The following is a 12,490-nucleotide window of genomic DNA, read 5'->3' as shown; positions in this document are numbered from 1 at the left end:
TTGCATTTCTTACCGACTGAGACTCAGTGAGTGGGATGTGACGTTTCAGCGTTGATAGCGTTGTTCGCCCCAGGACAACATAGTATGAATTAACTGTTCGAGTAACTGCTGCAAATGCACTGCCCGTTCAGGCAGGTAGTGATAAGGCTCAGTTTCGGACATATAGTTTAACTGTGATAGCTCCAGTTGCACGGCGTGTTGTTGATTTTGGGGAAGACCATATGATCGCGTTATGTGACCACCTTTAAAGCGCCCGTTCAATATATGGCTGAAGGTAGATTGATGTTGGCAACATTCAATTAATTGATCGCTTAATGAAAGGTCACAACTAACACCACTATTGGTACCAAAATTCAAATCGGGTAATTGTCCTTCAAATAATCTTGGAATCACTGATGCAATTGAGTGTGCATCTAACAGCAACGCATAACCAAACTGTGCTTTAAGCCGATCCAATTCTGATTGAAGTTGCTGGTGATAAGGCCGCCAGATATGTGACAGGTAGGATTGACGTTCCTGAGGCGACGGTGTTTTGCCTGAGATAAAACAAGCTCGCCCATCGAACAACGTTTCGGGGAATAAACCGGTTGTCGCGGTGGTATACAGTGGTTGATCGTCCTCTGGGCGATTAAGATCGACGACTAAGCGGGAGTAATTACCGATTAGTAAGCTGGCCCCCATATTTCTGGCAAAGTCATAGAGACGAGGAATATGCCAATCAGTATCTGATAAAGGGCGAGCGGCATCCGTTAGTCCGGCCTCAACAACGGGTGTTAGCTGAGTCCCTGCATGAGGAATACTGATTAATAAAGGCAGTTTACCAGAGTGGAAACTTAGCGGTTCGGTGAGATTCATGAGCGAACTTCTCCTTGGAAAACGACCGTCGCAGGTAATTGGCCACCTAGCCAGTAAGCTAACTCGGCCGGGCGGGATAGTGGCCAATGAACCCAGTTTGCCTGTTTGCCTATTTCTAATGTGCCTTGAGTCTCTTGCAGGCCAAGTGCCTGAGCAGCATGGCAAGTGACCCCAGCCAGCGCTTCTTCTGGTGTCATGCGGAATAATGTGCAAGCCATATTGAGCATCAAGCGCAAAGAGAGTGCAGGGGAGGTTCCTGGATTAGCGTCGCTGGCCAAGGCCATTGGCACACCATACTGGCGAAACAGGTCAATAGGGGGACATTGAGTTTCGCGTAACAGGTAATAAGCCCCCGGCAGCAGCACCGCCACTGTACCCGCCTGTCTCATCGCCTGAACATCAGACTTCGTGGCATATTCAAGATGGTCGGCCGACAATGCCTTAAATTTTGCTGCGAGAGTACTGCCACCAAGTGCTGACAGTTGTTCGGCATGCAGTTTGATCGGCAAACCCACTTTTTGGGCGGCCAAGAATATTCGCTCGACCTGTGCCGGTGAAAATGCAAGGTGCTCACAAAATGCATCAACGGCATCGGCTAACCCCTCTTCGGCTACCCTAGGAATTATGGTATTACAAACGAAGTCAATGTAGTCGTCAGCCCTGCCGGCAAACTCAGGCGGTAAAGCATGTGCTGCCAAACAGGTTGTTTTAACTGTAATGGGGAGTAACTCACCTAAACGGCGGGCAACCCGCAGCATTTTTATTTCACTTTCAAGACTAAGGCCATAACCGGATTTAATCTCAATACAGGTTACACCCTCCGCAAGTAGAGGCTTTAGCCGAAATAAAGCTTGTGCGAGCAATTGTTCTTCACTGGTGTTCCGCGTTGCCCTAACCGTCGAAATAATTCCACCACCATTGGCGGCAATCTCTGCATAGCTAACCCCGTTAAGGCGTTGCTCAAATTCAGCGCTGCGATCACCGCCAAAGACGAGATGCGTATGGCAATCAATTAAGCCAGGGGTAATCAGACCACTTTGAAAGACAACCTCACGTGAGGCATGGAATGCGGGCAACTCTTTATGTGGCCCAATCCAGACTATTTTACCGCCTGTGACCGCTATTGCCCCTTGCGGTATCAGATGATATTCCCCTCCACACATGGTCACGATATCGGCACCGTACCACAAACTGTCACAGTGAATTACTGACACCATCTCACTCCTTCAAGCTATACCTTGGTATCCGACGCCACAGCGATGCTCACCAGTTGAATCACTGACGTGAGTCAGTGCTCCGAGATTCATTCATTTGTTGCTGTAGCATGAGCAATGCGAGTATGCAGCGAAATTAAGTTGTATATACAATCATGGACAACCTAGCGCATAAAGTCATTATCAGCAAGATAGAGATTTAAACAATTGCGTAACACTTCGCAGTTCTCAAAGAGAAATAAAATTGATCAGGACGTCACAGTACCTTGTGGGGTAAAACGACCATAGAGTTGATAGCGTGAACCTGGATACAGTAATTGCGCAGCGGTGACGATTGCTTTTCCATACCAAGTTCTGCGGCGAATTAATAGACAAGGCTCATGCTCATCCAGTTGGAGTAGTTGTCGCTCAGTCTGGCTCGGGATCACGGCTTCAACAATATGTTCACCTTCGGTAAGAGGAGCGGCTTGTGTGAGATAGCTGTAAGGGGTTATGTGATTGAAATCCTGCTTCATATAGTCGGGGGCAGTGCTTGGGTTAACACAGCGATTTTCGACTTGAACGGGGAAGTCATTCTCATAATGCACAATTTGTGAGTAGAACAACTGTTGGCCGGGCTGAATTCCTAACGCTATCGCTTCTTCAGGGCTTGCCGGGCGAGCTTCTAATTGCAGAATTTTACTGCTGTGACGATGACCTCGAGCGGTTATCTCGTCAGCAATGTTATGAACTTCAAGTAAGGCACTGTGCGCTTTTGCTTCAGCAACAAAAGTTCCCACGCCTTGCATACGGATAAGGAAACCTTCATTGGTTAATTCACGTAATGCACGGTTGATGGTCATACGGCTAACCCCCAATTCTGTGACGAGCTCGCTTTCTGAGGGGACTCGCTGATGGGGCAGCCAGACCCCGGTTCGGATCTGGCGGATAATAGCCAACTTAACCCGTTGATAAATCGGCGCAGGAGTATCGTCCATTGCGGCACTTAATTGTAAGACTTTTTGTTGTTCCGCCATGGCGTTAACCTCGTCAAATAAAAAATTTATATGCTAAGTCTACGGTTGAATTTAGCGTATGTATATGTCTATACAAGTGGGTGGTTTAATTAATTGACGCCGCTGCTGCTTAGCGGGTTTGACTCTGAACAAAATATTGGGATATCGCCATGCCAGTTTATTTTACCGAGCGTGCTTTCTTACCGAATGGATGGGCTGATAACGTACAGATTACTGTTGACGAACAGGGGTATATTCAGCGCATTGTGACCGATAGCAATGGTACTGGTTGTCAGGTTTTATCCGGCCCAATAGTGCCGGGTATGCCGAATCTTCACTCCCATGCCTTTCAGCGCATGATGTCAGGATTAGCTGAAGTCGCTGGCAATCCGCAGGACAGTTTCTGGACTTGGCGAGATCTGATGTACCGCTTGGTTCAGCAATTAACACCGGAAGATGTTGGCGTGATTGCCCGCCAACTGTATATCGAGATGCTGAAAGGCGGCTACACCCAAGTTGCAGAGTTCCACTATCTACACCATGACCCTGAGGGTAATCCATACAATTGCCCCGGTGAAATGACTGCTCAATTGAGTCAGGCTGCGCAAGAGGCCGGTATTGGGATGACGTTGTTACCTGTACTTTACAGTTACGCGGGGTTTGGCGCTCAGCCTGCTCAGCAGGGGCAGCGCCGCTTTATTCAGAACACAGATAGCTACCTCAAACAGCAGCAGATCATTAGTAAACAATTGGTTAATCAACCATTACAAAACCAAGGTTTATGCTTCCATTCATTGCGTGCCGTAGAGTTAAGCCAAATGCAGGAGATCCTGCAAGCTTCGGATAATCAATTACCGGTACATATTCATATTGCTGAGCAGCAAAAGGAGGTTAACGATTGTCTGGCGTGGAGTAGCCAGCGCCCCGTGGCATGGTTGTATAACCATTTGCCTGTCGATAGCCGCTGGTGTTTGGTTCATGCTACACATCTGGATCAATCCGAGCTTATCCGCTTGGCTGAAAGTCAGGCGGTGGCAGGATTATGTCCAACAACAGAAGCTAACCTTGGGGATGGCATTTTTCCAGGTGTTGATTATGTACATCGTCAGGGGCACTGGGGTATCGGTTCAGATAGCCATGTCTCGTTAGATGTAGTGGAAGAGTTACGGTGGTTAGAATATGGGCAGCGCCTGCGAGATCAACGCCGCAATCGTCTGACTGATGAACAACATCCTGCTGTTGCTGACTTACTTTATAGCCAAGCTTTAGCGGGGGGGCGACAGGCTTGTGCCAGCAAAATTAGCCAGTTAACGGAAGGATACCGCGCTGACTGGTTAGTATTGGATGGTGATGATCCCTATATTGCGGGTACAAAATCGGCATCTTTGTTGAATCGGTGGTTATTTGCGGGGGGCAAATCGCAAATTCGCGATGTTTATGTGGCAGGTAAAGCGGTAATAGTGGATAGATATCATCCAATGCAACAGCAATCTGCACAGGATTTTCTGACGGTATTGAAAGCCTGTCAACAGGAGGTCTGATGAGCTTTACCCTTTTTGATTTTGCCAGCTTACCCGTTAGTCGTTGGCGAAATGGTGGCGGCGAAACCCGTGAAATAGCATGTTGGCCCGTTGGCGGCGATGATTTTGCCTGGCGCGCCAGCATTGCTACTATTGAACGAGATGGTCCATTCTCAATGTTTTCGGATATCGATCGGTCAATTACGTTGCTCTCAGGTGATGGGGTTGAACTCTCCAGCCCCGGCTGGGAGGCTCATACTCTTTCCCAGCAATTACAGCCGTTTGCTTTCCCTGGCGACATTCCTATTCACGCGCGTTTGTTAGGGGGAAGTAGTCAAGACTTTAACATTATGACACGGCGTGGTTGCTGGCAGGCGACGGTTTTGTCAGTAAGTTCAGTACAAGAACTGCCCGCATCTCATGGTGGGTTGATCTACGTTGTGAAGGGGAACTGGCTTATTTGCCATACGGAAACGCACCAGCTTACTGCTTCGCAAGGCTGTTGGTGGTTGCCTGCAATTAAGGGCGGGCAATTGCAGCCTCTTACTGCGGATAGCATGCTGTTATGGGTAGATTTATTCCCTTGTAGGTAAAACCGTCACTTTGCTAATTTTCATTAAAACTAAAGTGATAAATTTTTTGAGATTATTTGTTTTCATCACATACAAGATTCCTATAACTGATGCTCACATAGATACTGTGAGCATCACTCAAATGCTTTTGACTGTATCCCTCTCTCACTCAAACTGCAGCTAAGACGATTTCCTCATTACCAAGGTGTGTCTTTGGTCACTCTCCATGTTCAAATTACGAGCATTTGTTAGATCCCTGTCATATTTTTGTTATTTGCTCTGTGCAAAACACACATTTCGATTGTTTGGTGTTAAAAATTTCAATAATCTTAATTATGAAATAAACATTTAAAAAAAGAAGGTTAGCTTGAGTAGGATGTAAGAGATAGTTAATTTATTGTTTAACAATGGTTATTAGTGATTTATAGGCCGGGGATGGTGCAGTTGCATTCACGGGAGCGCATTGAAGTGCCTACAGTAACTATTTTTACCTCCTGCTGAGTTAGGCAGTTGTAAAAAATTATTTTCAATAAGTGGCACTGAGATGTTAATGCATTCCATTTTTGAAGGATATAGACCATGAAGCTGAAAAAAATCATTATCACCTCACTCGCTATTTGTATGTTGCCATTGGGTGCTTATGCTAAAGATCTAAAAATTGGCGTTTCTATGGCTTACTTCGATGACAACTTCCTGACAATATTACGTCAGTCCATGCAAAACAAAATGAAAGAGGAAGGAAATGTCACTGGCCAATTCGAGGATGCAAAAGGGGATATTGCCCAACAAATTCAGCAGGTAGAGAATTTTGTCAGCCAAGGGGTAGATGCCATTATTCTGAATCCGGTAGACACTCAAGGTGTAAAGCCAATGATCAAATTAGCTGAACAGGCGAAGATCCCCTTGGTTTTTGTAAATCGCCGTCCTGAAATAACGTTGCCGGCTGGTATGGCCTATGTGGGCTCAGATTCTGAACTTGCTGGTCGCCTACAGATGGAGGAATTAGCAAAATTGATGGGTGGTAAAGGTAACGTAATGATCCTGATGGGGGAACTCTCTAGTGAGGCTACTCGCGATAGAACTCGGGGAGTAGAGAAAGTTGCCGCTCAGTATCCAGATATTCATATTATTGATAAGCAAACTGCAAAATTTTTCCGCAAAGAAGCAGTGGACGTTACTACTGATTGGGTTTTGTCTGGGCAACAAATAGATGCCATTGCGTCAAATAATGATGAAATGGCTATTGGTGCTATCTTAGCCTTAAAACAAGCGAAGAAAAAAGGCGTAGTGATTGGAGGTATTGATGGCACACCCGATGCACTTGAGTTTATTAAGAAAGGCGACTTGAGTATTAGTATTTTCCAAGATGCTAAAGGTCAAGGGGAAGGGGCTGTAGATACCGCGATTAAATTAGTTGCCGGCCAAAAAGTTGAAAGCAGTGTTATGATTCCTTACCAGCTTATCACGAAAGATAATTATCAAGATTTCGCGAATAAAAAATGAAAATATCCGCTGCTCCCCAGACGAATAGTTAATTATAAAAACACAGGGAATAACTTAATTTCTTGAAATTCGGCTTTTATACATGAATAAGTAAAGCATTAATTAAATCTATTTTAATAAGTAGACTGTGCCGTATTTATCATTGTCATTTATTTGATAAATACGGCACTTACTAACTGAACGTATTATAATGACCCCGGAGATGATGATATGCATCCTTACATTCTCGAGGCTGAAGGCATCAGCAAGCAATTTCCTGGTGTAAAAGCGTTGAATAAAGTGGGCATTAAAATAAAAGCAGGAAGTGTCCATGCATTAATGGGAGAAAATGGTGCAGGGAAATCAACCTTGATGAAGTGTCTGATAGGAATATATCATCCCGATGAAGGAACAATAAAAGTAAAAGGTGAAGCGATTACCTTCAGTGATACATTAGATGCACTCCATGCCGGTATTGCAATGATTCATCAGGAGCTAAATCTAGTCCCCCATATGACGGTGGCAGAAAATATTTGGCTGGGGCGTGAGCCTGTTCATTATGGTTTTGTTAACCATGATTTGCTCAACAGCAAAACTAAGGATTTATTAAAACATTTAAATATAAATTTGAAACCAGACGTATTGGTTGGTGAATTGAATATTGCTAGCCAACAAATGGTGGAAATTGCTAAAGCGGTTTCTTATGATGCAGATGTTTTAATCATGGATGAACCAACATCGGCACTGACTGAAGGTGAAGTTTTTCATCTGTTTGCAATTATTACTGAGTTAAAAGAGCAAGGGAAAGGCATTATCTATATCAGCCACAAGATGGATGAAATATTCGAAATTACTGATGAGGTTAGTGTATTTAGAGATGGTATGTTTGTTGCCACAGATAAAACTGCAAACCTGACAAAACAGTCACTAATTACGATGATGGTTGGTCGTGAACTCACCCATATGTTCCCAAAGTTTAATAATAATATTGGTGAAGAAGTGTTACGGGTTAGTGGGTTACGACGAGATGGGTTATTTCGCGATATCTCCTTTTCCATAAAACGAGGCGAGATATTGGGTGTTGCTGGCTTGGTTGGTGCTGGTCGTAGTGAAGTTATGGAAAGTTTATTTGGCATGCATCCCGCAGACAGCGGCGAGATCTTTATCGAGGGTCTTCCAGTCAATATTGACTCCCCGTCAAAGGCTATCGAACAAGGACTGGCTTTCCTTACCGAGGACCGAAAGAAATCAGGCTTATTTTTAGTTTTGTCTGTAGTTGAGAATATGAGCATTGTGAATCTTTCGGAGTACATTAATAAAAAAGGGTTTGTCAGTCACGGGCAAATGGCCCAAGACTGTATGGATCAAATTAAAAGATTAAATATCAAAACACCTACGATGGATCAAATAATTAATAATCTAAGCGGTGGTAATCAACAAAAAGTGCTCATAGCACGCTGGTTATTAGCTCAGCCAAAAATACTTATTCTGGATGAACCTACGCGAGGTATTGATGTCGGGGCAAAATCAGAGATTTACCGTTTGATTAGCGAACTGGCAAACCGTGGTGTTGCCATTATTTTAGTTTCCTCTGAGTTACCTGAAATTCTGGGCATGAGCGACAGAGTCATGGTTATGCACAGTGGACACATCACTGGAATACTCGATAAGCAAGATGCTAGCCAAGAAAAAATAATGGCACTGGCCTCAGAATAATTACTGGGAGGTAACGATAATGAGTAATGTTAAAATTGAGAAATCATTAACGGTTGAGTCAACAAAAGCATATTCATTCATGTCTGGATTTAAAGGGAGATTACCTAAAGATACCGGTATTTTTATTGTTATGATCGGTATTGCATTGATTTTTGAGTTTCTTGGCTGGTTTATTCGCGACCAATCATTTTTATTGAACCCTAATCGATTATTATTAATCGTTCTACAAGTATCTATTATAGGTATTATTGCCGTCGGGGTGACACAAGTTATTATCACTACCGGTATTGATCTCTCATCAGGCTCTTTAATCGCATTAACTGCTGTCGTCGCTGCGAGCCTGGCTCAGACATCAGAAAGTATTTCACCTATGTATCCGCACTTATTAGATTTACCTGCTGCTATTCCCATTACTGCTGGAGTAGGGGTAGGGATACTGTGCGGATTTATTAATGGCTTTTTGATCACCCGTACAAGTATTCCACCCTTTATTGCTACATTAGGGATGATGGTTTCTGCCAGAGGGCTTGCCCAATATTACACTAAAGGCAATCCGGTAAGTTTTCTCTCTGATGATTTTACAGCGATTGGGCAAGGTGCTATGCCTGTTATCATCTTTTTGGTTATTGCAGTGATATTCCATATTGCACTGAAACACACCCGTTATGGTAAATATGTCTATGCCATCGGCGGGAATATGATTTCAGCAAAAGTCTCTGGTATTAACGTTAATAAATATCTGGTAACGGTTTATACCATTGCCGGGGGATTAGCTGGCTTGGCTGGCGTGGTGCTGGCAGCGCGCGTCAGTAGTGGGCAATCAAGCATGGGCCAATCTTACGAGTTGGATGCGATCGCGGCTGCCGTTATTGGTGGTAGCAGCTTGATGGGTGGGGTTGGTCGTATTACCGGTACGGTAATTGGTGCTGTGATTTTAGGACTGATTAAGAGTGGTTTTACTTTTATTGGTGTGGACTCCTACATTCAGGACATTATCAAAGGCATCATTATTGTCAGTGCCGTCGCCATCGATATGCATCGTAATCGTAACAAGCGCTAATGCATTACTCTGGCTTGGCTTCATGTTCACGAACAGACTGGGTTATCTACCCGTACCGATAACCACAGTAGTTTAATAAGATAAAATCGAATGGCAGATAGGTAGTTATTAGTAATAGAGAGCAAATTGGCTGATTGGTACATTCTTATCAACAGCCAGTTGCTTTATCGCAAGTAAATGCATTGTCTCACACCCCCGGAGTTTTTCCCAAAGCGTCTATTGATTATCATTTATGTTATAGTATAACATAACATCTTTGGTGTTCAACAAGGAGCTATTTATGCCTAAAAAATATAACTACCTATCCATAATTACATTGAGTATTTGTGTTTCATTGATCAGTTTTAAATCATTTGCGCATGGTAAACATAGTCACTCACATGAACACCATCAATCAGACGCTGCACGCAAAGCAAGCGAGGGGATTTTTGCAGATAAAGATGTTAAGGATAGGGGGTTGAGTGATTGGGATGGAGTCTGGCAATCGGTTAATCCTTATTTATTGAAAGGGGATCTCGACCTGGTATTAGTCAATAAAGCGAAAAAAAATAAAGATAAAACAGTTGAAGAATACCGAGAATATTACCGCCAGGGCTACGCTACAGATATCACTATGATTGGCATTGAGAAAAACACCATTGATTTCCACACCGCAGATGCTGTTAATTCATGCAAGTATAGCTACTCTGGCTTTAAAATAATGCACTATGACTCAGGGAAGAAGGGAGTACGCTATTTATTCGAATGTAAAGATACTAACTCAAAAGCACCAAAATTTGTCCAATTCAGTGACCATATAATAGAACCACAAAAATCCCATCATTTTCATATTTACACGAGCAATGCGTCGCATGAAGTATTGCTTAAAGAAATGGATAACTGGCCAACGTTTTATCCAATCACATTAGGCAAAGATGAAATAGTTCACGAGATATTGCACCACTAAAGTTGGTGTTACCCATTTTTTGCCAATAAGAGAAGACCATGCATCTGCATGGTTTTTTTGTATGTTATTCAAGCGAGTATTTTGGTCGGCAGGCTAAATATTAACCCATTTGATTTTGTATTTGCCACAGATGAGCGACGCACACAGCTACATACACCTGCTATTTTTATGGTTATTCGGTAGGATACATGGCGGCTAAATCTCAAAATGTGATATTTATAAAACATCTTTTCATTAAAATTGAAATTTTGTTTTTAGAGTGCTATGTTCTGCACAGTCAAGTCTAACTATCACATCCAATGGGCCACAGCTCATTGGCGCAAAGGAGAGAACATAATGAAAATTGCACTGATGATGGAAAACAGTCAGGCAACTAAAAACGCCATCATTCTGAAAGAGCTGAACGCTGTAGCCTCGGAAAAAGCGTACCCGGTATACAATGTGGGCATGAGTGATGAAAACGACCATCATCTGACTTATATTCATCTGGGGATCATGGCCAGCATTCTGCTCAACTCCAAAGCAGTGGATTTTGTGGTCACTGGCTGTGGTACTGGCCAAGGCGCAATGATGTCATTAAACATCCATCCAGGTGTTGTATGTGGGTATTGTATCGATCCTGCTGATGCTTTCCTGTTTGCTCAGATCAATAACGGTAATGCATTGTCACTGCCATTTGCCAAAGGTTTTGGCTGGGGTGCTGAATTAAATGTGCGTTATATCTTTGAAAAAGCATTTACTGGCGTGAAGGGGGAAGGTTACCCGCTGGATCGTAAAGAGCCACAGGTGCGTAATGCCGGTATTCTGAACCAAGTGAAAGCTGCGGTAGTGAAAGAAAACTATCTTGATACACTGCGTTCTATCGATCGCGAATTAGTGAAAACCGCCGTAAGCGGTGCACGTTTCCAGCAGTGCTTCTTTGATAACTGCCAAGTTGAAGAGATTAAAGCTTTCGTGAAAGAAGTGCTGGCGTAACGATAGCCTCAAGTGCTTACAGAATAAAACAAGGCTCCTGAAAAGGAGCCTTTTGCTTATTTGATACCGCTATACTCTAAATAATTCGAGTTGCAGGAAGGCGGCAAGCGAGTGAATCCCGACGAGCTTACTGTAGTAAGTGATTCGGGTGATTGAGCGCGGCCAACACACATGCAGCTTGAAGTATGACGAATATAAAACACCTAAGGCCAACTGTTAACACTTAGGCGATGCCCCCTGTGGTGGTAGATAGCGTAGTGGGTCAAGAGCGGTTGCCCGGTAACGGATTTGGAAATGCAACATCACCGTATCTGTACCTGTGCTGCCCATGGTGGCTATTTTTTGCCCTGCTTTTACATCTTGAGCATTATTCACTAGCATGGTGTCGTTATGGGCATAAGCGGTGATGAAATCCTCACCGTGTTTAATCATTATCAGGTTGCCATAACCACGTAACTGATTCCCGACATACACAACTCGCCCTTTGGCCGACGCGTAGATTGGCTGCCCACGTTTAGCCGTAATATCAATGCCTTTATTGCCACCGTCGGCGGTGGAATAGCGCGATATTATTTGGCCATTAGTCGGCCAGCGCCAGCACCGACTCGCACCTGGTGGTGGTGTCGATTTAGCGAGTACAGTACTTGAGGATTTACGCTTAGTTGATGTTAGTCGCCCTGACGCAGCAGAACTGCTGAGCTGAAGTTTTTGTCCAACTTCAAGTCTATAGGGGGGGCGGAGCTTGTTGATGCGGGCCAGGTCACTCACTTCGCTGTCACTGATCCATGCAATAAAATAAAGCGTGTCGCCTGATTTAACGGTATACGACTTATCGTTATAACTGCCTTTTGGCAATTTGGTGTAGTCACGATTGGATTTGTTTGAGCACCCAGCCAATAGCAAGACAACCATTGCATATACCGCCAACCATGGCCACAACTGCATTCTACTTTTAGTGTTCAAAACTTTTCCTTTATCATCATCATCGTGATATCAAACTCCCTCAGCCGCTATATTAACATTTGAACTATAAGGTTCAAAAGCCTGTGTAAGGTTATCGTTTAGGATCTATGGTAATTGGCAAGACTAAGATGGTTCACAAAATTTTGTGATACGGTAGTAACCCCAGATGAGCGCTTTCCCGTGGAATGAAGC

11 protein-coding genes are annotated in these 12,490 nt (G+C 43.8%); 7 read left to right on the top strand and 4 right to left on the bottom strand.

Annotation, left to right across the window (positions count from 1 at the left end; all coding sequences use genetic code 11):
• Positions 1-45: 45 nt before the first annotated feature.
• The 3 genes from hutG to hutC all read right to left on the bottom strand — a co-directional run bounded on the left by hutG (position 46) and on the right by hutC (position 3,085).
• Positions 46-855 (bottom strand): N-formylglutamate deformylase, encoded by an 810-nt coding sequence (gene hutG / locus A6J67_RS15920; protein WP_042569667.1) that lies wholly within the window; start codon positions 853-855, stop codon positions 46-48.
• Positions 852-2,072, bottom strand: a complete 1,221-nt coding sequence (hutI, locus tag A6J67_RS15915; RefSeq protein ID WP_080608254.1) for an imidazolonepropionase — start codon at positions 2,070-2,072, stop codon at positions 852-854. Before hutI ends, hutG begins: the two co-directional genes overlap by 4 nt.
• Positions 2,073-2,317: 245 nt before the next feature.
• Entirely contained in the window at positions 2,318-3,085 is a 768-nt protein-coding gene (gene hutC / locus A6J67_RS15910) for a histidine utilization repressor (RefSeq protein ID WP_005185115.1), read from the bottom strand.
• A gap of 149 nt (positions 3,086-3,234) precedes the next feature.
• Between hutC and A6J67_RS15905 the strand changes: the two genes are divergently transcribed.
• From A6J67_RS15905 to A6J67_RS15875, 7 genes are all read left to right on the top strand, one after another.
• Positions 3,235-4,605, top strand: a complete 1,371-nt coding sequence (locus A6J67_RS15905; protein WP_042569669.1) for a formimidoylglutamate deiminase — start codon at positions 3,235-3,237, stop codon at positions 4,603-4,605.
• Positions 4,605-5,177, top strand: a complete 573-nt coding sequence (locus tag A6J67_RS15900) for a HutD family protein (protein ID WP_042569670.1) — start codon at positions 4,605-4,607, stop codon at positions 5,175-5,177. Before A6J67_RS15905 ends, A6J67_RS15900 begins: the two co-directional genes overlap by 1 nt.
• A gap of 558 nt (positions 5,178-5,735) precedes the next feature.
• The gene (locus tag A6J67_RS15895) at positions 5,736-6,659 is read left to right on the top strand and encodes a sugar ABC transporter substrate-binding protein (RefSeq protein WP_005185119.1); all 924 of its coding nucleotides are present in this window, start codon (positions 5,736-5,738) and stop codon (positions 6,657-6,659) included.
• A 210-nt stretch (positions 6,660-6,869) separates the two neighbouring features.
• Positions 6,870-8,354 carry a sugar ABC transporter ATP-binding protein gene (locus A6J67_RS15890; protein ID WP_050297475.1) on the top strand — a complete coding sequence of 495 codons (1,485 nt, stop codon included), beginning with the start codon at positions 6,870-6,872 and terminating at the stop codon, positions 8,352-8,354.
• Between the two features lie 19 nt (positions 8,355-8,373).
• The gene (locus A6J67_RS15885; protein ID WP_050072667.1) at positions 8,374-9,414 is read left to right on the top strand and encodes an ABC transporter permease; all 1,041 of its coding nucleotides are present in this window, start codon (positions 8,374-8,376) and stop codon (positions 9,412-9,414) included.
• A 280-nt stretch (positions 9,415-9,694) separates the two neighbouring features.
• The gene (gene zinT, locus A6J67_RS15880) at positions 9,695-10,360 is read left to right on the top strand and encodes a metal-binding protein ZinT (RefSeq protein ID WP_050297474.1); all 666 of its coding nucleotides are present in this window, start codon (positions 9,695-9,697) and stop codon (positions 10,358-10,360) included.
• Positions 10,361-10,696: 336 nt separating this feature from the next.
• Positions 10,697-11,335: an RpiB/LacA/LacB family sugar-phosphate isomerase gene (locus A6J67_RS15875; protein ID WP_005185124.1), complete on the top strand. Its 639-nt coding sequence runs from the start codon at positions 10,697-10,699 to the stop codon at positions 11,333-11,335.
• A gap of 216 nt (positions 11,336-11,551) precedes the next feature.
• Here the strand turns inward: A6J67_RS15875 and actS are convergent, their stop codons facing one another.
• Positions 11,552-12,280 carry an amidase activator ActS gene (actS, locus tag A6J67_RS15870; protein WP_042569676.1) on the bottom strand — a complete coding sequence of 243 codons (729 nt, stop codon included), beginning with the start codon at positions 12,278-12,280 and terminating at the stop codon, positions 11,552-11,554.
• Positions 12,281-12,490: the final 210 nt, after the last annotated feature.

The organism is Yersinia sp. FDAARGOS_228 (assembly GCF_002073315.2).
Classification (GTDB): Bacteria; Pseudomonadota; Gammaproteobacteria; order Enterobacterales; family Enterobacteriaceae; genus Yersinia; species Yersinia intermedia.
The sequence above is the reverse complement of the archived record's forward strand: the minus strand, read 5'-3'. Positions and strand labels throughout refer to the sequence as shown.

What these genes read in the sequence shown, in the direction of transcription:
- A6J67_RS15905 (WP_042569669.1), top strand. Translation starts at nt 3,235, where the DNA reads ATGCCAGTTTATTTTACCGAGCGTGCTTTCTTACCGAATGGATGGGCT.
- hutG (WP_042569667.1), bottom strand. Translation starts at nt 855, where the DNA reads ATGAATCTCACCGAACCGCTAAGTTTCCACTCTGGTAAACTGCCTTTA.
- A6J67_RS15885 (WP_050072667.1), top strand. Translation starts at nt 8,374, where the DNA reads ATGAGTAATGTTAAAATTGAGAAATCATTAACGGTTGAGTCAACAAAA.
- A6J67_RS15900 (WP_042569670.1), top strand. Translation starts at nt 4,605, where the DNA reads ATGAGCTTTACCCTTTTTGATTTTGCCAGCTTACCCGTTAGTCGTTGG.
- actS (WP_042569676.1), bottom strand. Translation starts at nt 12,280, where the DNA reads ATGCAGTTGTGGCCATGGTTGGCGGTATATGCAATGGTTGTCTTGCTA.
- hutI (WP_080608254.1), bottom strand. Translation starts at nt 2,072, where the DNA reads ATGGTGTCAGTAATTCACTGTGACAGTTTGTGGTACGGTGCCGATATC.
- zinT (WP_050297474.1), top strand. Translation starts at nt 9,695, where the DNA reads ATGCCTAAAAAATATAACTACCTATCCATAATTACATTGAGTATTTGT.
- A6J67_RS15875 (WP_005185124.1), top strand. Translation starts at nt 10,697, where the DNA reads ATGAAAATTGCACTGATGATGGAAAACAGTCAGGCAACTAAAAACGCC.
- hutC (WP_005185115.1), bottom strand. Translation starts at nt 3,085, where the DNA reads ATGGCGGAACAACAAAAAGTCTTACAATTAAGTGCCGCAATGGACGAT.
- A6J67_RS15890 (WP_050297475.1), top strand. Translation starts at nt 6,870, where the DNA reads ATGCATCCTTACATTCTCGAGGCTGAAGGCATCAGCAAGCAATTTCCT.
- A6J67_RS15895 (WP_005185119.1), top strand. Translation starts at nt 5,736, where the DNA reads ATGAAGCTGAAAAAAATCATTATCACCTCACTCGCTATTTGTATGTTG.